A 24,472-nucleotide genomic window follows, 5' to 3' on the forward strand; every position below is an offset into this window, starting at 1 on the left:
TGTTAGTCCTCTCATCAATATGATGTATTATAGACGATTTGGACGTACAGAATTGCCCATGCCTGTATTCTCTTGTGGAGGAATGCGGTATCAGCATAAATGGCAAGATATTCCAGCCCATAAAATTCCAATCGAGAATCAAAAAAATCTAGAAGCGACCATTCGCCGTTCTTTTGAATGTGGGATTAATCACATAGAAACAGCCCGAGGATATGGGACTTCAGAAATGCAGCTTGGGCAAGTTTTACCGAAATTTCCCCGTGAACAATTGATCATTCAAACTAAAGTTTCTCCCTCTAAAGATCCTAAAGAATTTCGCCGTAAATTTCACCAGTCTTTAGCTTTTTTGCAATTGGATTATGTTGATTTATTGGGGATTCATGGTATCAATAATCCAGAAACATTCGACTGGGCTATTAGACCCGGTGGTTGTCTTGATGAAGCCCGAAAATTTCAAGATCAAGGCAAAGTAAGGTTTATTGGTTTCTCAACTCACGGCCCAACGGATGTGATTACAAAAACCATAGAAACCGATCAATTTGATTACGTGAATCTGCATTGGTATTATATCAATCAGTTAAATTGGCCGGCAATTGAAGCCGCAACTCGCCATGATATGGGGGTATTTATTATTAGTCCCTCAGACAAAGGGGGAAGACTTTATGATCCCCCTAAAAAATTAGTTGAACTGTGTTCTCCCCTCAGTCCAATAGTATTTAATGACTTATTTTGTTTAAGTCATCCAGAAGTACATACTTTGAGTTTAGGGGCTTCTAAACCCAGTGATTTTGATGAACATTTAAAAACTATTGAACTTTACTATCGTTATGATGAAATCTTACCCCCAATTTTAGAACGTTTAGAACAAGAGGCAATCTCATCATTAGGAAAAGATTGGTTTACCACCTGGCAAATTGGCTTACCCAATCCTGAAAAGACACCCAACAATATTAACATTCCGGTGATTTTATGGTTGCGAAATTTAGCAATTGCCTATGATCTGGTGGAGTATGGAAAAATGCGGTATAATCTATTAGGAAATGGGGGTCATTGGTTTCCGGGACAAAAAGCCGATAATCTTGAACAAATTGACCTGAGTGAATGTTTAGCCAATAGTCCCAATGCTGACAAAATTCCGACTTTTTTAGCAGAAGCCGATCAGATGTTAGGAGGAGGAGAAGTTAAGCGGTTATCTCAAAGTTAAACTTGTATTTAAGCTGTTGTCCAGTTTAAATACATAGCAGTTGACTTCAACACTATCGGATAATCTAAATAGAAAAAAGGTAATCGCTGCCTTGTTTGTTCAGGTGTTCGACAGCAAAACCAGAGGTTAACTTTCTCATCGACAAACCTAACCCGCCAAAATTAGAAAGAACAGGGTTAAGCGAATTATTGCAGCTTTCAACATTGCATTAGGGGAGATGAAGAAAGTCCCCCAGAAATACCCCCATTATTGGGGGTCACGGGGGCGGGGAATTTAGGGGGATAAAATCAGAAGGATACAATTGAGGGAAAAGTTAATTAATCCTCAAATTGCAACAAATTCCCCAGTTGACTCTCATCAAACACCTTTTTCGGACGCATAATTAAAATCAATTGTCCGAACAACGATAATTCTGGATATTCTTCAAACCACTGTAATTCTAGTTGGTTATTCTGTTCGATCAAAAAATAACGATCTGCTTCCCAATTCCGTTGTGAACGATCAATCACCACTAAAACCGGTTCAATTTTTCCCGGTAAAGGACTCGGTAAAGTGTCGCTTTTACCAATAATCACAACCGGATCTTCTGCCTTTGTAATCACCTGCCAACCCGGAAGCGGTATCCACACCCCCGAACCCGAAAATTTAACCATCCGAAACGGTTCAGATTCATCCGTAATTGGCACCGCTTTTAAATCCTCTACAGTTAGGGGAAATTCACCAACAACAGGAAGAATACGGGGTAAATCTTCATCCGATTCTAAGCGATAAACAGGTAAACGAGGGGCGGGGCGACTTGAAACAACTGAAAAATCTGTTAATAGTTTTTCAATTTGTTCTCGGGCTTGCGAAGAATGGGCAAACCTTAGCCCTTTGGCAATTAACCGTGATCGTTGTTGGAGATCGCTATGTTGTCGGGCGGCTTTCCAACATTGGTAAGCGATCGCATCCCCCGGATGTCGGGTAAACCCCTCTGGTAAATTGCTAACCCGAGAGAGATCTTTGATCGCCTTAGTCAGATCCTTGGCTTCGTCAGCATCAATCTTTTGAGATAAACTAAACTCAGCCGCCTCTAGACGTTGGGGTTGGGTGAGTATGCGAAACTCATAGAGAATATCACTTCCTTTTTGCTGAAAATGCGATCGCACCCCTTCAGAGGCGCCACCTGTGACCAAAGAGGTGTAAACTTGAGAAGCGACAATCACCAGATTTTGCTGAATCGGTTCAAATCCGGTTTCTTCAAACAATTTTTGGGAGTTGTAGCCCGATTTTTGTAGTGTCGCACAGGCTTGTCCCCAGTCTACCCAAGTTCCTTCTTTACGACGGAGTAATTGTACCAATTCTTCTACATTCCCGATCTCGTTAGAGGGTTGGGAGTTGGGGTTCGGGTTGTCTTGCGGTGTTCCAGTCATAACGTTCAAAATCCAGTTTGAGTTTACCCTACACTCTAATTTGTGATTCAATATTTAAGTGAAAGGTAACGGAGTGATTGAAGTTGAGTTAAAATCCGGTCAGATTACTCATACTTTATTTAGTTTACCGGAAAAGGGAAACTTCAGCCAATCGGAAATGCTTTAATTTTTTGAAGTTTTCTCCGTCGGAAATTCTGACTCCTGTACTGAATGTTTTTTGGGCTTTTCGTCGAAAAACTGTTCGACTCAACCTCTTGATTATTTTATGGCGCTAATGAATTCTAAAGTCTTAATCAAAGAAATCTATAAAAAAGTTCCGATGTACCGTTTATTTAATCGTTTATGGGTTCATCCCCATCAGATTAAAGGATATGGAGTCGCCGATATTGAATGTGATTATCCACAATGGGGGCCAGGGGAAGATTATCAACAGTGGTTTGATGAAAAAATGGACACCTTTCAAGTGCAAACTTTCTCACCTGAAAATACTCAAAATCCACAAAATTCTATTGAGTTGGTGAGAGTTTTGATTTTACTTTGTGATCCCGTCGTTGAAATGAATTTTTTACGATATGTTGATCCGGCTTTAGATTCAACCGATCAATTTTTTGTACCGATGCGGGTAGCAACTGAATCTTCATTAAAAGCGTTAGAACCCTCCGAAGGAATAGAACTTCATGTTGTTGCGGAAAAAACAAACACCGGAATTCTTTATCCTGATGAAATTTTAGCGGAAATTAACGAGACGCAGTGGACAATGACTTGGGAATAATTTCTGATCTAAAATGAGGAAATTGGCTAAAGTCTAACGATCAACCTACCAACACCAAGTTTCAAAAATAATATTATGGTAAACTTACTCCTAGAGCAACTATTAGGACAGGCAACTCAAAAAGTCGATGCGGCTGAGGTTTATTTTCTCTCCTCTGAAGATACACCGATTGAGTTTGAAAATAATCGCCTCAAATCCCTACAAACCAAAGCAAAACAAGGCGTCGCTTTACGAGTGATTCATAATGGTAAATTAGGATTTGCTAGTTCAACTGATTTAACCCGACTCGATGATCTGATCGATGCAGCCATTCAAACCGCAGAAATTGGTGATCCGGTAGAATTTGAATTTGCAGCAAATTATCATCATTCTCGCCCCAAAACATCCTACACTCCCCCCACAACTCAAGAACTTGTAGAATTGGGTCACTCGTTAATCGATAAAATTCATCACTACAATTCAGAAATTCTGGTCAATGTTGACTTTCATGTTCGCACTCAAGTTGTACAAATTGCCACCAGCCAAGATGTTTTTGCCGAACAATCTAGTCAAATTTTAAGCGGAAGTTTGGGCGGAAATCTGGTTCGCGGTGAAGATTTTCTCGAAATTTACACCTATGATATTGCCCGAGATCGGTTAATTGAAAGCGATCGCCTAGTCGAAGATTTGATTCAAAAATACCGTCTCGCCGAACAAAAAGCAACTATTTCTAGTGGTTCTTTTCCGGTATTATTTACTCCCAGGGCGGTGGCGATGGTGTTAGGGCGTTTATTCAAAACAGTATTATCCGGTCAAACGGTGGTGCAGAAATCTTCGCCCCTCAGTGATAAACTGGGTCAAACCCTATTTGATCCTCGCTTTAGTTTATCAGAAGATCCTCAGTTTGGGCCGGGGGCTTGTGACTTTGATGACGAAGGAACTCCGACAACTTCTAAAACTTTAATTGACAACGGCACCGTTCAAGGGTTTTACTGGGATAGAAAGTGGGCAGTTCGTGGTCAAGTTCAACCCACAGGAAATGGTTTTCGCGGTGGATTATCCCGTCCGGGGCCTTCTTTAGTGAATGTTTGTATCGCCCCAGGAAGCACTTCTACAGACGATTTAATTGCCAGTATGGACGAAGGATTAATTATCGATCAAGTGTTGGGGGCGGGTCAGTCTAACCAACTCGCGGGAGAATTTTCAGTGAATTTGGATTTGGGTTATAAAGTCGAAAACGGTAAAATTGTCGGCCGGTTAAAGAATACAATGGTAGCAGGTAATATTTTTGAAGCGTTTAAACAGTTAGGAGATTTAAGCGATCGCCCGGAATGGTTAGGGGGAAGTTCTTATGTTCCCAGTATGTTGTTTAATCAGTTGGGAGTCGCCGCCCGGAAATAAATTGGGTATTAAAACCGTTCAAAGATTGCCATAAACTGTCTAAGTTGAGAGTTAATTAAGAGTTTAATTATGAAAACGATCCGAACGCTATTCATCGTTTTTCTAACCTGTTTGTTATTAACCGGGTGTGTTCAATACGATGTTGGGATAGAATTTGATAGCCAAACTCACGGAACCATTCAGCAAACAATCCAGCTATCAGAACGGTTAACAGGTTTTAGTCGGGATGCTGTTAATGAGTGGGTACGCAGTCTGAAACGACGGGTTAGAGGGGTTCAGGGACGAACACAGCGAGTCTCAGATCGAGAAATTTTAGTGACAATTCCGTTTAATAATGGGGCGGATTTAGAAGAAAAGTTTGAACAGTTTTTTAATCCGATTAATCCAGATCAAAAGAGAAAGTTCAAAGATCAACTTGAAGATAATTTACCTCAATTTTCATCGAACTTAGATCTAACGCAAAATAATTTTATCTTTGTTTTGCGAAATCATTTAAGTTTAGAATTAGATTTGCGATCACTAGCCTTACTGACAACCCAAAAACAGGTTTTAATGGGTTCGGGAGAATTGCTAGAATTACAGTTTAGTTTAAATACCCCTTGGGGTGCGAAACTCATAGAACCTGATGGCATAAACCCAGACTCCCCTAAACCCCTAGCTGTAACTTCTAAACAAAATGGTAAACTGGTTTGGACACTAAAACCCGGTGAAGTTAATCAATTAGAAGCCCTGTTTTGGATACCCAGTCCAGTCGGAATTGGGGCGGTTGTCATTGTTTTATTGACCTATTTCGGTTATACTCTCAAATATACGCTGTTACCTAAAATGAGGATTCGCCAAAAAACAGCCCAAGCAGAAGTTTAACCCGAGTCGCAAAACTACACCGTAAAAAATCTGTAGGGACGCAAGGCTTGCATCCGAAAAGCGTCTAAATTCCGAAAAATTAAGAAATATAAAATATCAAAAAAAGATTAAACCCTTTTTAACGATTCTCCGTTAGATTGTAGAATATATAGCAAAAACCAGCTTATATTTACAATGGCCCATGATCAAAACCTTATTCCCCCTCAATCTTTGATTGTTTCTTGTCAGGCGCCGGTTGACTCTCCCTTACATGATCCGATGATTATTGCAGCGATGTCAAAAGCGGCGATTAATCAAGGCGCCGTCGGAGTTCGAGTTGATACACCAGATCAGATCTAAAGCCGTGCGAAAATGGATAACACAGCCGATTATTGGACTGTGGAAACAACAAATTCCCGGTTTTGAAGTTTATATCACCCCTCGGTTTGCAGATGCCATGGCGATCGCTGAGGCGGGGGCTGATATTATTGCTATAGATGCGACCTTACGAAATCGTCCCAACGGAGAAACAATAAACACCCTGATTCCTCAAATTCAGCAAGAATTAGGTAAACAGGTTATGGCAGATGTAGACACACTAGAAGTCGCTATAGCAGCCGTTAAAGCGGGTGCAGATTTTGTCGGGACAACACTTTATGGTTATACAAAAGACACAGAAAATTATACTCCTCCCGGCTTTGAATTGCTAGAAAAGATGGTCAAAAAACTAGAAGTTCCGGTGATTTGTGAAGGCGGAATTTCTTCACCTCAACACGCCCAAAAAGCGATTGAATTAGGGGCTTATGCCGTTGTTGTCGGAACTGCAATTACAGGAATAGATATTCAAGTAAAAAATTATCAAACGGCTTTAATGGAGGTGAAAACATTCGGATCATAAATAGAGAAATATCAGATTAAAAATACAACATTTTTTGAGGAACTTCCAAGCAAAATTAAACGTCTTTAGCAATAGGGAATCACTCCAGAAAAAATAAAAAGGGTAGATGAATTAAAACGATCTAAATATCCGCTTTAATTCCCCTCTCATCCGATTGATAATCTAGAACCCCTTGTCTTGCCTATCTACTTTCAGAACAGCATCGCTAAACATCAGAACAATAGTTCTATAGCTTCATTCAAATCCCAAATCAAGGGTGAGAAAATTGGTTGATCTTTATCTGTATTGACTCCCACCAGTTTAACGTATTTAAAATTGGGAATTCCTTTAAGAATTTTACTGAAAAGATACCGATACTCCTTGCTTTTTACGGGATCACCTTCTAGATCATTGATCATCTTATCCGGATTTTGACCTCCCTTCATCGGGAATAAGAAATAATACACTAATGTAATTCCTATGACTAGCGAAACCTTATTTGACTATCAACCCAAATATGTAACCACTGCCCCAGAGGTACATCATTCAACCGTTAGACGTTCTCGTTTCCACAAAGGGATTATTCTACTATTAGTCATTAGTGGTTTAATGAGTGTCTATGCAATTCAACTGGCGAAACTTCAAATTATTCAAGGAGAATATAATCGACTTTGGGCAGAAACTAATCGTCTACGTCTGGCACCCGTTCCCGCTAAACGGGGTGAAATTGTTGACCGCAAAGGAGAAGTTCTTGCTACCAGTCGTTTATCCCGTTCCGTTTATTTGTGGCCCCAAGAACAATCTCCCGAACAATGGCAAAAAACCACCAAACAGTTAAGCGGAATTCTCAAAATTTCCGAAACCAAAATTATAGAACAACTCGAAAAAGCCGGATATCGTTCTCGGCTTCCCGTGCGAATTTATCAAGATATTAATCCTTCAATGTTCGTCGCCCTAGCAGAAGAAATGGGCAAATCAAGAGGGATTGAAATTCGGGGAGAATCCAGACGCTATTATCCCCATAACACCCTAGCCTCCCATCTTTTAGGATATATTGGAGAAGCCACCCTTGAAGAATTGGAGGCAAATCCCGATTATCCAATGGGAATGATTGTCGGAAAAACAGGCATAGAAAATAAAGCTAATTCTGAGTTAGAAGGGGTTTGGGGAAATCGTTTAGTCGAAGTCGATGCCAAAGGAAATGAAATTCAAGAATTAGGCTTACAATCACCCGTTTCAGGAAAGCCAGTTGAATTGACTCTCGACTATAAATTACAGAAAATAGCCGAGGAAAAATTAGGCGACCGACGGGGGGCAGCCGTGGCAATTGATGTCAGAACTGGGGCGATTTTAGTTATGGCAAACAGTCCCAGTTTTAACCCCAATTTCTTTACTCGTCAGTTAACAGCAAAAGAATGGAACCGACTACAAGGGGCAGAAAATCCACTTCTCAATCGCGCCATGCAAGGGTATCCGCCCGGAAGTACCTTTAAAGTTGTCACCGCCACGGCCGGGATAGAGTCGGGTAAGTTTAAACCCAATTCTAAATTGATGACTTCGGCATCTATTACGGTGGGGAATACTTCTTTCCACGAATACAATGATGCGGGTTATGGAGTGATTGGATTTCAAAAGGCATTAACCGTTAGTAGTAACACCTTTTTCTATCAAGTGGGGATGAAAGCAGGCCCCGAACAAATTTCTAAATGGGGTCGAGAATTGGGGATTGGCGGTTCAATTAATTTGGATATTTTAGGACTTGATAGTGGAAATCACGGTCAAATTCCCACCCCTGCTGAAAAGGAAAAAAACTATGGTGAACCCTGGTATGTTGGGGATACGGTTTCGATGTCTATTGGTCAAGGGTTAGTGTTAGTAACTCCCTTAGAATTGGCAGTGATGACTTCTACAGTTGCCAACGGGGGATGGCGAGTTCAACCTCATTTATTGGCTTCTCAAACGAATACACCGGAAACTGAACGAGTGAAAACCTCGATTTCTCCGGCTACATTAAATGTGATTCGTCAGGGGTTAATTTCTGTGGTTAAAGAAGGAACCGGACGCCGTTTAAATGACGGTTCTATTCCTTTGACTGGCGGGAAAACAGGGACGGTAGAAATCCCCGGAAAACCGGATAATTCTATGTATATTGCGTTTGGGCCAGCAGATAAACCGGAAATTGCGATCGCCGTTGCCGTCGAAGCGGGGGGTTATGGTTCAGTGTCAGCCGCACCCATTGCCCACGAGATTTTTAAAGCCTATTTCGGGCCGCCCAAACCCAAACCCGCAGCCCAGAAAAAATAGAAAAAATAAACGTTATTCAACGAGAATACCTAGAAATAGTTTCTGAAGCCCGGATAACAAATGCTCAACTTAACTGTTGGGCTTTTTCCCATTTTATAGATCGTAATTCTGACAAGTTAATAGCAATTTTTCACGCACCCGTTGACGGATATTTTCTGGAGAAATAATCTGACAATCTTCCCAATACGGTGCAATTTCTCGAAGAAACCAAAAACTGCTAAAAATATTTCTAACCACTTTTCTTGTTGAGGGTTGACCTTCAATTTCACTGACAAAAGTATCATCCAGTTTACGTTGGTAACTAAACGCCAATCCTCGATAGACTTGAAACTCAACAGCTAACCGTTCTAAGTCAGGTATCCAAACTTTATCGATAGAAATGACTGCTGCATCTTGAATCCGATCTAATCGTAATGACCAATTATGCCGCAGTTCTTCAACATCCCGATTTCCCTCGGATTCTGAGCAACGACAGACTAAATATTCGCGTTTTTCAATTGGCATAATCTGGGCGTGTAAAACCGTATAATTCCACTGGCGTTCTGCTGCATCCCGATAGGATAACTGAAAAGGTTGCTGACGGTGAATCAGATTATCTATCTTTTGCCGCCAAGCGGGTTGAGGGTTATTCAGGAAGCGTTCAATTTCTGTCCGAAACGGAATCGTCAGTTCACTGCGATCGCGTAATAACTCCCCAATTGCAACTGCTTCTTCCATTTTTCCGGCATCAATTAATGCTAACCTGGCAGTATCTAAAGCTTTAATCCGTTCGGCTGACCAATTATTATTCGGGGTAATTAGCAGTTTATGGCGGGCGATCGCTTTCAACAGTTTAGAGATATTGGGACGTTCTCCCCAAGTCATCCCATGTTCCAAGGCTAACTGTTCTAATTCAGCCTTCTCTGCTTCTGAAACTGACAACGTGATTGATTGACCTTTACGACTCATATTTGTCCGTGTACTTTTTCTGTATATTGCTTGACTCTCTTTTATTGTGAGGGATATCATAGGCAATATCAACAACTTACGGACACAACTTATGGATAAGTCCGATTACAAAATTATACTCAAACCCGTTTATTCATGTCCGGCGGACGAGACTCCTGAGAATGTCAAGCTTCCCCCAGGTTGGTCTTTAACGTGGCATCAAGTCGAAACTCTCAAAGCAATCCGCGATCGCAATATTGATGTGATTGTGAATACTGCCTTGACCGGAGATGGTAAGAGTTTAGCGGCTTATTTAGAAACACTTTCAACCAATTTTTATGCGATTGGTTTGTATCCTACAAATGAACTATCTCGCGATCAAGAGATACAAATTCAAGGATATATTGAACAATTTCAACCCGAATATGAACCTCGTATTAACCGTTTAAGTAGTGCAGAATTAGAAATTTATGCGGAGAATGAAAACCTGAAAAAATCGGCGGCGATCGCCACCCGTTCAGGTCAATCAGAAATCCTGCTGACCAACCCAGATTTATTTCACTACTTGCATCAGGGTTCGTACCTTATGCCCAAAGACAGCCCCGATAAACTCTGGGGAAAAATAGATAAAGATTTTGATGTCTTTATATTTGATGAATTTCAGGTTTTATCCGCACCTCAAATAGCAAGTGTAATTAACACAATGCTATTAATTAAAAACACCAACCGCAACAAAAAGTTTGTTTTTCTCTCCGCAACTCCAGAATCTCAATTAACTGAAAAATTAATTCTCGCCGGATTTCGGATTAAACAAATTAACCCTTTAGAAAAACAAAAATATCAATTTCCCGATTCAATTGAGGAGTCCAAACAGTTAGAATCTCAAGGATGGCGTCAGATTTTGCGAGAAACTGAACTTAACTTTATTTCCCTAGAATCAACCGCAGGCGCGTCAGAAACTTGGTTAAAAGAAAATAGCGATCGCATTCTCAATCAATTTTTACAGCATCCTGGTAGTAAAGGTGCAATTATTCTCAATTCCATTGCTGCGGTAAAACGGTTAGTTCCCTTTTTCCGTGAATTATTTGAAGCTAAAGGGTTAACTGTTGGGGAAAATACCGGGTTATCTGGAAAAGCCGAAAAAATGCAATCGCTTTCGGCAGATTTAGTATTGGGAACCAGTACAATTGATGTGGGAGTAGACTTTAAAATTAACTTTCTAATTTTTGAATCAGCCGATGCGGGAAACTTCATTCAACGCTTGGGAAGACTAGGACGACATAGCGGTTATCAACGCAAGGTCGAGGAGATTAAATTTAACCAATTTACGGCTTATGCTTTAATCCCGAATTTCCTCGTTGAACGATTATTTTTAGGGGATGAATCTCCCCTAGAACCCAATCAAATTTATGACCGATGTTTTTTCTATAACCAAATTCGAGAAAAGTATCGCCAAATTAACGACTTTCGAGGATATTATCAAAAATGGGGTGCAGTTCAATCGGTGATGTTGTGTTGGAAATTGGGTCATAAAACCATTAAACAGCAATATCAAGGCAGTCAAGAACAATTTAAGCAGGATTGTCAGCAAGTTTTTCAAACCAGTTTGAGGGGAGTTGCAGGAAAAATGAAAGCTTGGGGGGAAGAGTGGCGAGAGAATTTTAATCGCACAACCGGGAATCCAATTGTTGATGAAGCGGCAAGCTTTCGGGGTTCGAGTGCCTTGCAATGTGGGTTATATGATTTAACAGAATCCAATGAAATAGATCGGTTTAAAACCTACGATTTACCCGGAATTTTAAGCAATCTTGAGATTGAAACGATGACAGAAGTTGCGTTTAAAAGATTACGTCAAGAAGTCGTTAACCGGACTCAAATACCAATCCCAAAAGGTAGATTTGAATATTGTTTAGGGTTTATGAAATTGTTGCGTTATCGCGAAGAACGGTTGAACTGGAAATTTACTTATTCAGGTGATTTACAGACGGTTGCAGATTCTTGGGATGTTCAGATATTGAAGGGGATTCAAGTTTGGCAACCCGAAAATTATTGGATTAGTGAAATTAACAAGCGGTTGCAACGAAAGGTATTGGTTTGCTACGTGTTGCGGTTTCCCGTTGCTGAGGTACGGATGCGGTTGCGTCTACCAATGCACTTTCAAATTTATCCGATTAGCGATCGCAACAGTATTCATGGTAGCGCACCCTACGCGATCGCTTTTGGACAGTCGGCTTTATTAATCGATACGTTAGCTGATTGGCTGAAAAGCCAGGGGGGTGAGATATGGATGGCTTAGGGTTTCAATCCCTCATAGGGATTAGATCCACCGTTATCAGCAATCATTGGAAAGGTATGTAGGAGACATTCATAGAGTATGTCATGTTTCAATCCCTATAAGGGATTAAGCATAAATGCTCACCCAGACAGGATCTAGGAGAACAACCTTTCCGATTGGTTTAATTATAGCAGAGTAGAACCTAGATAGTTTATGTTGGTTATGACATACTCAATAAGCATTTCGCTTATAATGAAGTATGTCTCTCTGCGAACCCTGCCAATGTATACCCAGAACCTCGACCTCTTCCTACTGCGTCAGACTTTAGAGCAACTGTGCCACATTGTTGAACTTGAAATCCAGCGCCAGCATAACCTTACTCAAGATAGTCAGCTTTTTGAGCATCAAAATAAATTATCAGAACATGATCATCGACTTAGCAGATTAGAGAAGCACATTCAACAATTGTCTAATTCATTTCAAGATCTACATAACCAGATTCAAGAAGATGAGGAATCAATTGATTTTGTTATCTCTAAAGTTCGAGAGTTAGATCATATAGCTGGTGAAAATGAAGATTTGAGAAGTGAGTTATCGTTTTTTTCTCCAGATTATGAAGATGAGTGACTTGGGAAATATGAGAGATTACAAAATCTATCAAGAATTCACAACCTATTTAGACTCATTAGAGGTGAATAATGGCTAAGAAACGTCAAAAATCAGAACCCGAAGGAAAACAACTCTCTCTGTTTGATCAACCGGAAGTTATCAATACAGAAACCGATGAGGATGATAGCTGGTTAGAAGATGAAGAATTTGGTCTAAACTTTGAACCCTACGATCCGTTCTTTGAACCAGAAACTTCTGAACTTTTAACCTTAAAGTTACTGCGAGAAGCGATTCAGTCTCAAAATCCTGATGATGCAGTGATGGCAGATTTTGCGGAGTATGTTCTCCCAAATTTACTCAGAGTTGCGATTGGAGTAACAGCAAAAGGCGGTAAGTTCTTTGATGAATTGGATGAAAAACGAGAAGCCGAAGGAAAAACCAAAGTTCGCCGAGATAATGCAGGCGATCAATCCTTAAATACTCATCTACTGAATGGTTTATTTCCCGCTAATTTAATCGAACAACGCTTAGAAAAACTGAATACAACCGTTAAACGAGTTGTCGGAGAAAAAGAGAGGCGGTTAGTCATTGCTGGATTTATTCTCCATGACTTTGAAAAATTCCCCGATGCACCAGAAAACTGCCGTCAACTTCCAATAGAAGAACATCGCCAGATTATCACTGATAAAATTAAACAACTGGGGTTAGATTATTTTATCAATCCAGATGATTCAAATGCTTATCAAGACTATATTGATGATTTACTTTGCGTGGCGTATAATGCACAAAGACGTTGGGATACGAACTGGAATTTTTCGGTATTTGGATTAAATCCTCAACTTCGCGATCATCGCACACTGGTTTGTTTATCAGATTTAACTTGTTTAGCAGATTCTCTCGCCTCAATTATTAAACATCCTCAAGATGCTGAAAATACTCGACTAAAAGAGTTAATTCATAGCCTCAGTGATGGTCAACTTCAGTTTACTTATCACAGTATTGCTGAAAATAGAGGCGTACTGACTAACATCGTTAATAACGCTTTAATGGAGGCGCATACAGCATTAAATACAGAGGATAAAACTTATTATCAACCCTTACTTTACTTACCCACAGGTGTTATCTATCTCACGCAAAAAAACTCTCCTAAAATCTCAGCTTCAGACATTCCTCAGCGAGTGATTGATAAAATAAAAAGTTTCTGTTCTCGGCGATTAATTGATAGTCAAATGGGATTTGGTCGAGATGGTAAAGGAATGAAATATGCCGACTATTATGAACAGTTTTTTGATATTGCTGACTTAATGAAGGTCGCATTAAAAGCAACATTACGCATTTTGACCCCGAAAAAAAGTTCTGTTGCTAAAAGTCGCAGTGATAATTTAGTTAAATTTCAACGACAGAATGTTCTATCTTCCGATTATAATTTTATCTTTGAAGATGATATTCGGATCGATCAGATAGCAGAATTTGGAGATGTAATTACTCGAAAAATTTGGGGAGAACAAGTTAATAAAATTGAAAAAGAAAGAAAACAGAACAAAAAACTACCAGAATTACCCCATCTTGACTTAATTCACGAAGTCGCTAAATTCTGGAAGTTAGAACAATATTCCCCTCAAATTCGAGAGATTCAAAAGATAAATGAAAGTCTCAAAGCAAACAAACTCAAAGGTAATACAGGTGGAGTTCCCTATGAATGGTATTTTCTTGCAGCTAAATATATTCAGGATAAAGGAATTGAAGATGTTCGAGAACACTGTGAACAGGTCATTGATTACATTAATAAATTAATTGAACCGATTGTAAAACAGTACACTTTACCCGATGGTTGGGACGACTTGCGAGAGTGGGTGAGGCGAGTCGTAATGTTACCCGGAAAACCCACAACGGATTCATTATCAGCCGATATATTTCTAAAGGAGTTAAACCACTATCAACTAGCCAAAAAATCAGGACGAGGACGACAATTAATTTGTTCAATTTCTCACTCCCCTTATAGCGTTACTGAACAAATGGAGTCAGCCGTTTTATTTACGCCGCAAGTGTATACAAATAAACAAATGTTGGGAGGTTCTAATGCCAAACGTAATATTTCGAGTATTGCAGGAACAGAAATGATGTTGAGACAAATTTTAATGAATCAAACTCAAGCAGTCGGTAAGCGGTTTGAGGATGGAAAATACCGTTATCTGTATTTTTATCCGACCTATTACTTTACGCCAGAGACGAACAAATTTCTACAACAAGCTTATCAAAATATTGCACAAACCCGATTTGACACTAGCATTCGCAATCACTTTATTAGTAAAGACTTGAAAGCCAATTTTGAACGCAGCCGTTATCAAAGTGTTGATACTTTTTTAATCGATGAAGCATTACAATATAAAAAGGAGTTGCCAGAAACCGACTCAAACCACAAAAAAGATCGCACTTTTAAGTTATCTTATCCAGAAGATCAACCGCTAACATTTTACTTCATGGCACTGCCACCGGGACGAGATCCAACAGATACCGAATCTTGGGTAATGCCGACTTGGTTAGCGTTTGCATTTCCGATGATTTTAGATGTGAAAACAGTTGTTTCAGAGTCACCCATTCCCCCTTTTAATGATGGCGCTGAATTTGAAGAAAGTGTATTCTTAGATAGCGCGCCGCAAGCATTTAGAGTGCTAACAAAACGGGATAGATTTCGGTTAGACTATATTTTAGAAGGATGGGAAGAAGCCGGGAAAAAATATTCCTCTCCTCTAAATGTTTTAACCGCAGCCTATGCCATTCATCTTGATGTTAATGCTAAACAAGGAAAATCCGGCTATGATGCCAACTGGGGAAAATTATCCGAACTTGCTAATGATTTTGAAACCAGTCCTTTGTCTGTTTTTGCCTATCTCAATCAATGGGTGAGACGACAAAGTGTAGAAACCGCAAGAATAGAAAAAATTAGGCTTTATGCTTACTATTTTTATCCTTGCTTTGATCCCTATGTCGTGTATAATTTAAAAGAGGATAAATTGATTGTGGAAAAAGAATCTAGCCTAAACCATCCGAAAAGATTAACCGAACTTTACCGCAAGTTTTATCGGGCAAATAAACGATACAATCCGAAAGCCAATGCAGTTTTAAAACCGATTGATATTGCTGCGGAGACAATTTTAAAAGCCGAATCGAGTATTTTTAACGGTGAAGCTTTAATCAATGCTGTTGCAGCAGAAATCTTTAAACTGATGGATCGGGTGCATAACTCTACTGCCGAAGGACGCTGGATTTTCAGCAAACGAGAAGAAGAACGTCAAGCTATTTTGGAGTTTGCTAGGTATTTTGTTGATGATGTTTTCTATGAGTCATTTAAAGGCGATCGCGCCCGTTTAGCCGGACGTCAAATCAACTTAATTCGAGATACCTGCGAATTTATTTATCGTCTAGAAGATGACAAAGAGAATAGTGAATTAGAGGCTTCAAAACAATCAAAAAAACATGAATAAGAATAAACCTAAGCTATTTCTTTTAGATTCTAGCTAGCAGTAAACTATCACCCTTTTAAGTTATGTATGGGTAGTGACCAAGATAGTCACACTGGAATGATTTTCCTTGAATAAATAAACAACTCACTTTACAACAATAAAGGACAATTATGGCAATTCTAAAAACCATTGATGCTAAACACTTTCATACTGAAATCCCTTACAAACCGATGGGTAAATATGTTCACTTTCTGACTATTCGTGTGACTGAATCCTATCCCCTATTTCAAACTGATGGTGAACTCAATAAAGCCCGAATTCGGGCCGGAATTCAAGACCGAACTCCCATCAGTCGGTTGACTATGTTTAAGCGTAAACAATCCACCCCCGAACGTTTAGCAGGTCGAGAACTGTTGAGAAAATATGAATTTATGACGGCTGAAGACTGCGAATATAACGTGAAATTTGCGATGGATAATCCCGACTGCATTATTTATGGTTTTGCGATTGGTGATTCCGGTTCGGAAAAATCAAAAGTTGTTGTAGATACCGCTTTTTCTATTACCGCTTTTGATGAATCTCACGAAAGTTTTACTCTGAATGCACCCTTTGAAAATGGAACAATGGCATCAAAAGGAGAAAATGGTTCAACACCTGGAGAAGTAACCAGTCGAATAAACCAGCAAGATCATATCAAACCTCAAGTTTTCTTTCCGAGTATTGTCACCTTAAAAGATCCAACAGAAGCTAGTTTTCTGTATGTGTTGAATAATATTCTCCGAACCCGTCACTATGGCGCACAAACCACCCGCACGGGACGCTTAAGAAATGAACTAATTGGTGTTGTTTTTGCCGATGGAGAAATTGTCAGTAATTTGCGTTGGACTCAGGCAATTTACGACCAGTTAAAAGCTGAAAATAAGTTGGGTTCTCTCCCTTTGGATGAAAATGATGTATTAGAAGCTGCAACAAGTACAATTCAAATGCTAATGACTGAAGAATTTATCGTTCATACTGACTTTATTGGAGATGAATTTACACCGTTGTTAACTGAAGTAAAAGCATTAACCCGAAACGAAACAGGTATTGTCCAGATTTTACAACAAGCCGATACAGAAGCAAAAGAGTATGCGAAAAAACATATTAGTTCTAAGAAAACTAAATCAAAAGGAAAAGCAACTACTGAAGCAAATTAATCATCATGGCAATCATTCAACTCTGTCAAATCGAACTCCATGATAGTCTCTATTTTGCGACTCGTGAAATTGGGCGACTTTATGAAACAGAACCCATCATTCATAACTACGCCCTTTGTTACGCACTGGGTTTAATTGATAGTGAAACTCACGCAACAACAGTTTCAGAAGAACATTCCTATCGCTATTTCTGCGCTGAACAAGTTCCCCAATACGAAGCACATTTAACGCCCTTAAACGAACGGGGAATTTATGTCACTCCCGCCCGTTCAGTTTTTCACGCTGCGGTTCTCAATACTTGGAAATATGCCAATAATAACTATCATGTGGAAATGGAGAAAACCCAGAAAAATATTCCCAGTTTTGGACGAACAAAAGAAATTTCACCGGAAAGTATTTTTGAATTCTTTGTGATTTCGGAAAAACCTTTACAATTCCCAAAATGGATTCGGTTAGGAAAATGGATGAGTAAAGCTGAGGTGACTGTTTTAAAGACTCAAGAGGTTAAATCTTCGACTTCTGAACATCCGTTTATTTTTCCTTATCCCCTGAACCCTTTGGATGTCATGTTTACTCATCAAGTAATTAGCTATGATGTGGTTAATATGCCGCCTGTTAGTTTGATAAAAAATGTGCAATTGCAAGGAGAATACTATCAGTTAACAGGAACTACAAAGCTGAAAATTCCAGCTAATTTAGAATATCATTTTAGAGTCAACTAGCAATAATAGAGAAATATTTTCTGGATTTCCTGAAAGAGTGTATTTGCCATTTTTACCATGCCTTATAGCCTTGTTTTGAACCTAATTCCTCTGTCTCCCATTTCCCAAAACTTTCTGAGTGGAAGACATTTACACGCTTTATTTCTAACCCTTGTTAGTTCCGTTGATAAACAATTAGGGGATTATTTACATGACTCTCAGAGCGAAAAATCTTTCACTCTCAGTCCCCTACAAACTTGTGCCAAAAACCGACACTTTGGACAAACTTTGCAGTGGGAACATTCTCAATCTATTTCTGTGGGAACACCCTGTTGGTGGCGCATTTCTTTACTTGATGAGAGTTTATTTAGCAAGCTGACTCAACTGTGGTTAAACCTCAATCCTGATCAACCCTGGCATTTAGGATCGGCTGATTTAAAGATTACCAGTATTCTGGCAACACCACAATCTACCCAACCCTGGGCGAATACTTGTTCCTACTCTCAATTATACCAGCAAGCGTCCAATAGCGATCGCTCAATGACACTGATTTTTTGTACTCCTACTGCTTTTCGTCAGGGAAAATTTGACACCTCCCTTCCGACTGCTGAATCAGTTTTTAATAGCCTTATAAATCGCTGGAATAAATACAGCGGGATTGAATTTGGAGAACTCCCTTCCGCTTCTATTTTCCCCAGTTATTTTAACATTAAAACCGAAATGGTTGCCGACTCCCGCAGTAAATTTATTGGTTGTGTTGGTAAGGTGAATTATCGGTTATTGGGTAGTATCGAACCAGAGATAATTCAACAGGTAAATACTCTAGCTGATTTTGCTTTTTATTGTGGAGTTGGGCGAAAAACGCCTATGGGGATGGGAATGTTGAGGAGATTGCAGGGGACAGAAAATAGAAAGTCCAGTTAATTAACTTGAGTTAAAAGTCGGATAATCCCATTCAAAACCAATAAACTTTTGATTTCGGTATCTGTTGAAATCATTGGGTTTGCTTGTGCATTTTTTAAACTTTAGTCAACTCATTATTCGTTTAGGATTCTAATGATGAACAACTTATCTTTTCCAAATCAAGATTATATTCCTATTGCTTCACTAAACCAATATGCTTATTGTTCTCACCGTTGTTGGCGAATGTTTTGCGCGGGGGAATTTGAGGATAATGAATATACGATAGAAGGAACAAGTTTGCACGAGCGGGTTCATACTTTAAGTGATAATATAAAAGATGAAACCTGGCAAATTAGAGCAATTTGGTTGAAATCAGAACGCTATAAACTGATCGGAAAATCAGATTTAATTGAATTAGAATCAGGTCAAATTTATCCAGTTGAATACAAACGTGGAAAACGAGGTGAATGGGATAATGATGAGTTACAAGTGTGCGCCCAGGCGCTTTGTTTGGAGGAAATGACGGGAAAAACCATAGAGGTTGGTTATGTTTATTATGCTCATTCTCATCAACGTCAACAAGTCGAAATTTCAACCGCTTTACGAGAAAGTGCGATCGCAATAATAGAAGCAGTTCAATTTTTATTTAATACGGGAATAATGCCAAAACCTATTTATAAACCCCGTTGCAAAGGGTGTAGTCTTTATTCTCGCTGTTTACCCCAAGCTACTAAAAAAGTTGGACGTTATCAAGAAAGCAACTAACTTTCAAAAGACTACTGGTTTAAATTAAGTTTAACACCAGTTAAACACCCGATACAAATCTCACTCAACCTTCAAAATCTAATCAGGAGTTACAAAAAAATGGGAACTATTTACATCATTCAAGAAGACGCTTTTATTGGCAAAACTGACGAACGACTAATCGTTAAACTGGGCAAAGAAAAACTGATTGATGTTCCTTTAATTAAAGTAGAAGGAATTATCATTTTAGGTCGCGCAACAATTTCTCCGGCTGTTGTTATGGAACTTTTAGAACGCAAAATATCTTTAACATTTTTGAAAAAAACAGGCAAATATCTCGGACGCTTGGAACCCGAATTAACTAAAAATATTTTTGTGCGAAAATCTCAATGGGCGGCGGCTGGCGAGTCTTCCCAAGCTATTCATGCGGTTCAGGGTTTTGTACGCGGAAAATTGAAGAACTATCGGAATACTTTGTTACGCCGTAGTCGCAAATATACTGAACTTAATTTACAGGATAGTATCACAAAAATAGAACAGGTAATTGCTCCAATTGACTCCAAAAATTCGATTAATTCTTTACGAGGATTAGAAGGGGCTGGAAGTGCAGCTTACTTTGGATGTTTCAATCAATTAATCAATAGTAATTCTGGCTTTAGTTTTCAATTTCGCAATCGTCGTCCGCCGACTGATCCGGTTAATTCTCTGCTCAGTTTTGGTTACGCTTTATTACGCCATGATATCCAAAGTGCAATTAATATTGTGGGTTTTGATCCTTATTTGGGTTATCTCCATGTAGAACGTTATGGTCGTCCATCACTAGCATTTGATTTAATGGAAGAATTTCGACCCATTATTGTTGATGCAGTTGTGTTGAGTGCGATTAATAATAAACTATTGTCTTGTAATGACTTCACTACTGAACCTCTGAGTAAGGCTGTTTCTTTAACTCCAGAAGGACTTAAAATCTTTTTACGGTTGTATGAACAAAAAAAACAATCAAAGTTCAAGCATCCTGTTCTCAAACGCCAGTGTACTTATCAAGAATCTTTTGAAATTCAAGCGCGACTTCTCGCTAAATATTTAATGGAGGAAACGGATAAATATCCGCCTTTGGTTTTGAAGTAAAACTCGAAACTTTCAAGGGGTGGCGGTTTTTGTGTTATCCCTTGACTCAACAGTTATATTGAGGAAAAGTTGTGTTTGTTGTAATTAGCTACGATATTTCTGAAGATAAACGCCGCACCAAAATTCATAGTATTCTCAAATCCTATGGACAATGGATACAATATAGTGTGTTTGAGTGCGATTTGACGAAAACTCAATACGCGAAGTTACGTCGTCGTTTGAGTAAACAAATTAATGCGGAGAAAGACAGTATTCGGTTTTATTTTCTCTGTGAGTGCTGTCATGGTAAGGTGGAACGGATTGGCGGTGAAATGCCTCGGGATTGTTCGATTTTTCTGGTATGATGCGCCCCCAGGGGGGTGTAGAAATCAGGTGTCGCGACAAAATGGCTGTAAGTCTTGTTCTGTGTAGATTTGAACGGTCTTGGTTGTCTAAGGGGTGGGCGCACCCCATCTGGTAAGGGTTTCAGCAGTTTTGACAGGATCGCGATGATCACCTATAATTTTATAAAGCCTAACCGGGCGCAAACGAACCTTGAAAACTTAATCTGTTGTGCTTTTGAGGCGACCGCAGTTGAAATCATCTATAATCCCTATGAGGGATTGAAACGGGATTTAAGGCCCAAGCCAAAGCTAAGGCTTTCACGTTGAAATCATCTATAATCCCTATGAGGGATTGAAACCTTTTCAAAAGCAACTCCAGTATCAGAAAATAATTGTTGAAATCATCTATAATCCCTATGAGGGATTGAAACCAGAAGCAGCGCAAGGTACATCAATCGCCGCTCAAAGTTGAAATCATCTATAATCCCTATGAGGGATTGAAACAGCGCATCGCGGACAGCCGCCGACATTCTCAGGCAGTATCGTTGAAATCATCTATAATCCCTATGAGGGATTGAAACGTTGGTTGCTGTTCAACCCAGTAACGAAAAAGGTTGAAATCATCTATAATCCCTATGAGGGATTGAAACTTTCTTGAGTGTGCGAAAAACTTACAATTGAAGGGTTGAAATCATCTATAATCCCTATGAGGGATTGAAACCAACCGATTTAATATCATTCTTGATATCTAAAATTGTTGAAATCATCTATAATCCCTATGAGGGATTGAAACGAGCAGGTATCACCTTCAAAACAAATGATCAGAGGTTGAAATCATCTATAATCCCTATGAGGGATTGAAACTTGAGTTATTAGATTTGGAACAGCTTCATGGCGTGGTCTGTATGTTGAAATCATCTATAATCCCTATGAGGGATTGAAACCGAATATTTGCCAATAATTAGGATCATGTGACCTCGTTGAAATCATCTATAATCCCTATGAGGGATTGAAACTCTCATAGGTGGTGGTGATGGTGGAATATTTCGTTGAAATCATCTATAATCCCTATGAGGGATTGAAACTTTTTCCAATAAAAAGGATCGGTAACAACCGCTCTAAGTTGAAATCATCTATAATCCCTATGAGGGATTGAAACCCAGATGCTCACGAAACCATCAACAACCTGAAATCTCGTTGAAATCATCTATAATCCCTATGAGGGATTGAAACTTTGATTTTTTCAAGCATCACTTCAAATTCACTAAGTTGAAATCATCTATAATCCCTATGAGGGATTGAAACCCGGTATTGATGACTAGAGGGGTAGTGATAATCGTTGAAATCATCTATAATCCCTATGAGGGATTGAAACTTACCTGTATTTCTTTACAATGCAAGTGCTTCAGTAGGTTGAAATCATCTATAATCCCTATGAGGGATTGAAACACATCTTTTACTTCTTGTTTGGCCCAGATGAAGCCTATAAAGCACCTAAGTTGAAATCATCTATAATCCCTATGAGGGATTGAAACGTATTTTTCTCTACCAAAATCCGCCAACAAAACGTTGAAATCATCTATAATCCCTATGAGGGATTGAAACAACGAGAATTTTGCCAGATACTCAAACAACAATATTGTTGAAATCATCTATAATCCCTATGAGGGATTGAAACTTGACCCCGATACAATCACTTATGAAGAACTTCGAGTTGAAATCATCTATAATCCCTATGAGGGATTGAAACGGAACACTTTTTATAGGTCTGTGGATAATGTGTTTGGTTGAAATCATCTATAATCCCTATGAGGGATTGAAACTAATATTTGTCTGGAATATCAGTCAATAAAACGTGGAGTTAGCAAAACGTTGAAATCATCTATAATCCCTATGAGGGATTGAAACTCAGAAAAACCCCGCAAATCTAATCATAGTTTCACAGGTTGAAATCATCTATAATCCCTATGAGGGATTGAAACTAATCAGAATGACACAAAATACTTCAAGGTGTAACGTTGAAATCATCTATAATCCCTATGAGGGATTGAAACCTTATAGATTCCTCCTTGGCTCTGAGTTCTTGCTCGTTGAAATCATCTATAATCCCTATGAGGGATTGAAACAGACTATACTCGCGATTCTTACGAAGGGAAAAAACTGTTGAAATCATCTATAATCCCTATGAGGGATTGAAACATACTTTTGATTGGGATAGAGGAATGAGGATTACAGTTGAAATCATCTATAATCCCTATGAGGGATTGAAACAATCAGTTTGTCTTGTGGTGTCAAAAGTATGAGGTTGAAATCATCTATAATCCCTATGAGGGATTGAAACTCTTTAGGCGGAGATAAGTATATAGGAGTTAAAATGTTGAAATCATCTATAATCCCTATGAGGGATTGAAACCAGACGGGCGGCTTCTGATTCCCTTGAACTCCGTTGAAATCATCTATAATCCCTATGAGGGATTGAAACGATGAAAGTGCAAAACCAACACCCGCCGCCGAGATTGCACAAGTTGAAATCATCTATAATCCCTATGAGGGATTGAAACATCGATGCCTTCAACAAAACCCCAGTAAGATAATGTTGAAATCATCTATAATCCCTATGAGGGATTGAAACTAAACTTTAGTAACTCAAATCTTGCGTAACCCTTGTTGAAATCATCTATAATCCCTATGAGGGATTGAAACATCTACAGACAATACTAATCTCGCCTTGATGATATTGTTGAAATCATCTATAATCCCTATGAGGGATTGAAACCTGCTATTTCATCAAAATTGCGACGTAAATAAACAAGTTGAAATCATCTATAATCCCTATGAGGGATTGAAACTTTGATCCACGCGGGGAGGTTTTTTCATACTCTCGTTGAAATCATCTATAATCCCTATGAGGGATTGAAACAACTGATCAAGGCTGAGGCGAAAGTTGTCAACAACAAACGTTGAAATCATCTATAATCCCTATGAGGGATTGAAACTGGCTAGAATCAAAGGTAGAGATGCCGCTACGCGATTTCTACGGTTGAAATCATCTATAATCCCTATGAGGGATTGAAACTCTTTTTTGTATAGCTCTAGTAGCCTTGTATTTTGTTGAAATCACCTATAATCCCTATGAGGGATTGAAACTTATTACTAATGAACAAAATTGCAATTGTGGGTGTTGAAATCACCTATAATCCCTATGAGGGATTGAAACGTAGAAACAAACGCTGTTACCGTTGTTAGTAGCAGGGTTGAAATCACCTATAATCCCTATGAGGGATTGAAACACGGATCACAAGCAGTAGGAATTGTTGCGGTAAGAGTTGAAATCACCTATAATCCCTATGAGGGATTGAAACGCTTCATTAAAATTTCCGCAGCGCCATCTAGAGTGTTGAAATCATCTA

The 24,472-nt window shown here is 39.1% G+C and carries 16 protein-coding genes, 1 pseudogene and 1 CRISPR repeat array (1 of these 18 cut by a window edge); of the genes and pseudogenes, 15 read left to right on the forward strand and 2 right to left on the reverse strand.

From position 1 onward, the window contains the following. Nucleotides 1-22 precede the first annotated feature (22 nt). Nucleotides 23-1,204 (forward strand): aldo/keto reductase, encoded by a 1,182-nt coding sequence (locus M595_RS05545; RefSeq protein WP_040483634.1) that lies wholly within the window; start codon nt 23-25, stop codon nt 1,202-1,204. Between the two features lie 317 nt (nt 1,205-1,521). Here M595_RS05545 and M595_RS05550 read toward each other — a convergent pair whose 3' ends face one another. Then, nucleotides 1,522-2,616, reverse strand: coding sequence for a RuBisCO accumulation factor 1 (locus M595_RS05550; RefSeq protein WP_023065142.1), 1,095 nt, complete (start codon nt 2,614-2,616; stop codon nt 1,522-1,524). 274 nt (nt 2,617-2,890) lie between these two features. On the opposite strand from M595_RS05550, the gene M595_RS05555 reads away from it, so the two are divergent. The 5 genes and pseudogenes from M595_RS05555 to mrdA all read left to right on the forward strand — a co-directional run bounded on the left by M595_RS05555 (nt 2,891) and on the right by mrdA (nt 8,792). Continuing rightward, nucleotides 2,891-3,388 (forward strand): hypothetical protein, encoded by a 498-nt coding sequence (locus M595_RS05555; RefSeq protein ID WP_152983537.1) that lies wholly within the window; start codon nt 2,891-2,893, stop codon nt 3,386-3,388. A gap of 75 nt (nt 3,389-3,463) precedes the next feature. Further along, entirely contained in the window at nt 3,464-4,768 is a 1,305-nt protein-coding gene (locus M595_RS05560) for a TldD/PmbA family protein (protein ID WP_023065060.1), read from the forward strand. 69 nt (nt 4,769-4,837) lie between these two features. After that, nucleotides 4,838-5,632, forward strand: coding sequence for a DUF3153 domain-containing protein (locus M595_RS05565; protein WP_023065069.1), 795 nt, complete (start codon nt 4,838-4,840; stop codon nt 5,630-5,632). Nucleotides 5,633-5,806: 174 nt separating this feature from the next. Then, nucleotides 5,807-6,509: pseudogene (locus M595_RS05570) on the forward strand (N-acetylmannosamine-6-phosphate 2-epimerase). A 459-nt stretch (nt 6,510-6,968) separates the two neighbouring features. Continuing rightward, nucleotides 6,969-8,792 (forward strand): penicillin-binding protein 2, encoded by a 1,824-nt coding sequence (mrdA, locus tag M595_RS05580; RefSeq protein ID WP_023065137.1) that lies wholly within the window; start codon nt 6,969-6,971, stop codon nt 8,790-8,792. A 93-nt stretch (nt 8,793-8,885) separates the two neighbouring features. Here mrdA and M595_RS05585 read toward each other — a convergent pair whose 3' ends face one another. Continuing rightward, on the reverse strand, nt 8,886-9,740 hold the full coding sequence (locus tag M595_RS05585; RefSeq protein WP_023065105.1) for a WYL domain-containing protein: 855 nt from the start codon (nt 9,738-9,740) through the stop codon (nt 8,886-8,888). Between the two features lie 91 nt (nt 9,741-9,831). Between M595_RS05585 and cas3 the strand changes: the two genes are divergently transcribed. The 9 genes from cas3 (at nt 9,832) to cas2 (ending at nt 21,083) form a co-directional block, all read left to right on the forward strand. Continuing rightward, nucleotides 9,832-12,015, forward strand: a complete 2,184-nt coding sequence (gene cas3, locus M595_RS05590) for a type I-D CRISPR-associated helicase Cas3' (protein WP_023065079.1) — start codon at nt 9,832-9,834, stop codon at nt 12,013-12,015. A 231-nt stretch (nt 12,016-12,246) separates the two neighbouring features. Then, nucleotides 12,247-12,621 (forward strand): hypothetical protein, encoded by a 375-nt coding sequence (locus tag M595_RS05595; RefSeq protein WP_023065056.1) that lies wholly within the window; start codon nt 12,247-12,249, stop codon nt 12,619-12,621. Between the two features lie 71 nt (nt 12,622-12,692). Beyond that, entirely contained in the window at nt 12,693-16,088 is a 3,396-nt protein-coding gene (gene cas10d / locus M595_RS05600) for a type I-D CRISPR-associated protein Cas10d/Csc3 (protein WP_023065083.1), read from the forward strand. Between the two features lie 149 nt (nt 16,089-16,237). Continuing rightward, nucleotides 16,238-17,263 carry a type I-D CRISPR-associated protein Cas7/Csc2 gene (gene cas7d, locus M595_RS05605; RefSeq protein WP_023065124.1) on the forward strand — a complete coding sequence of 342 codons (1,026 nt, stop codon included), beginning with the start codon at nt 16,238-16,240 and terminating at the stop codon, nt 17,261-17,263. A gap of 5 nt (nt 17,264-17,268) precedes the next feature. Beyond that, complete coding sequence (gene cas5d / locus M595_RS05610) at nt 17,269-17,985, forward strand: type I-D CRISPR-associated protein Cas5/Csc1 (RefSeq protein ID WP_023065022.1); 717 nt, start codon at nt 17,269-17,271, stop codon at nt 17,983-17,985. Nucleotides 17,986-18,042: 57 nt separating this feature from the next. After that, entirely contained in the window at nt 18,043-18,888 is an 846-nt protein-coding gene (cas6, locus tag M595_RS05615) for a CRISPR-associated endoribonuclease Cas6 (RefSeq protein ID WP_023065131.1), read from the forward strand. Nucleotides 18,889-19,023: 135 nt separating this feature from the next. Further along, a complete protein-coding gene (cas4, locus tag M595_RS05620) occupies nt 19,024-19,632 on the forward strand; it encodes a CRISPR-associated protein Cas4 (RefSeq protein ID WP_023065107.1) in 609 nt (202 codons plus the stop codon). Nucleotides 19,633-19,731: 99 nt separating this feature from the next. Further along, nucleotides 19,732-20,739 (forward strand): type I-D CRISPR-associated endonuclease Cas1d, encoded by a 1,008-nt coding sequence (gene cas1d, locus M595_RS05625; RefSeq protein WP_023065089.1) that lies wholly within the window; start codon nt 19,732-19,734, stop codon nt 20,737-20,739. Between the two features lie 71 nt (nt 20,740-20,810). Beyond that, the gene (gene cas2 / locus M595_RS05630) at nt 20,811-21,083 is read left to right on the forward strand and encodes a CRISPR-associated endonuclease Cas2 (protein WP_023065092.1); all 273 of its coding nucleotides are present in this window, start codon (nt 20,811-20,813) and stop codon (nt 21,081-21,083) included. A 228-nt stretch (nt 21,084-21,311) separates the two neighbouring features. After that, nucleotides 21,312-24,472: a CRISPR direct-repeat array (repeat unit 37 nt; unit sequence GTTGAAATCATCTATAATCCCTATGAGGGATTGAAAC); it runs 23 nt beyond the window's last position.

Origin of the sequence: Lyngbya aestuarii BL J (assembly GCF_000478195.2) — a bacterium.
Classification (GTDB): Bacteria; Cyanobacteriota; Cyanobacteriia; order Cyanobacteriales; family Microcoleaceae; genus Capilliphycus; species Capilliphycus aestuarii.

Bases quoted from the DNA above. Each gene is read 5' to 3' on its own strand.
- M595_RS05545 (WP_040483634.1), top strand. From the start codon at position 23: ATGTATTATAGACGATTTGGACGTACAGAATTGCCCATGCCTGTATTC.
- M595_RS05550 (WP_023065142.1), bottom strand. From the start codon at position 2,616: ATGACTGGAACACCGCAAGACAACCCGAACCCCAACTCCCAACCCTCT.
- M595_RS05555 (WP_152983537.1), top strand. From the start codon at position 2,891: ATGAATTCTAAAGTCTTAATCAAAGAAATCTATAAAAAAGTTCCGATG.
- M595_RS05560 (WP_023065060.1), top strand. From the start codon at position 3,464: ATGGTAAACTTACTCCTAGAGCAACTATTAGGACAGGCAACTCAAAAA.
- M595_RS05565 (WP_023065069.1), top strand. From the start codon at position 4,838: ATGAAAACGATCCGAACGCTATTCATCGTTTTTCTAACCTGTTTGTTA.
- mrdA (WP_023065137.1), top strand. From the start codon at position 6,969: ATGACTAGCGAAACCTTATTTGACTATCAACCCAAATATGTAACCACT.
- M595_RS05585 (WP_023065105.1), bottom strand. From the start codon at position 9,740: ATGAGTCGTAAAGGTCAATCAATCACGTTGTCAGTTTCAGAAGCAGAG.
- cas3 (WP_023065079.1), top strand. From the start codon at position 9,832: ATGGATAAGTCCGATTACAAAATTATACTCAAACCCGTTTATTCATGT.
- M595_RS05595 (WP_023065056.1), top strand. From the start codon at position 12,247: ATGAAGTATGTCTCTCTGCGAACCCTGCCAATGTATACCCAGAACCTC.
- cas10d (WP_023065083.1), top strand. From the start codon at position 12,693: ATGGCTAAGAAACGTCAAAAATCAGAACCCGAAGGAAAACAACTCTCT.
- cas7d (WP_023065124.1), top strand. From the start codon at position 16,238: ATGGCAATTCTAAAAACCATTGATGCTAAACACTTTCATACTGAAATC.
- cas5d (WP_023065022.1), top strand. From the start codon at position 17,269: ATGGCAATCATTCAACTCTGTCAAATCGAACTCCATGATAGTCTCTAT.
- cas6 (WP_023065131.1), top strand. From the start codon at position 18,043: ATGCCTTATAGCCTTGTTTTGAACCTAATTCCTCTGTCTCCCATTTCC.
- cas4 (WP_023065107.1), top strand. From the start codon at position 19,024: ATGAACAACTTATCTTTTCCAAATCAAGATTATATTCCTATTGCTTCA.
- cas1d (WP_023065089.1), top strand. From the start codon at position 19,732: ATGGGAACTATTTACATCATTCAAGAAGACGCTTTTATTGGCAAAACT.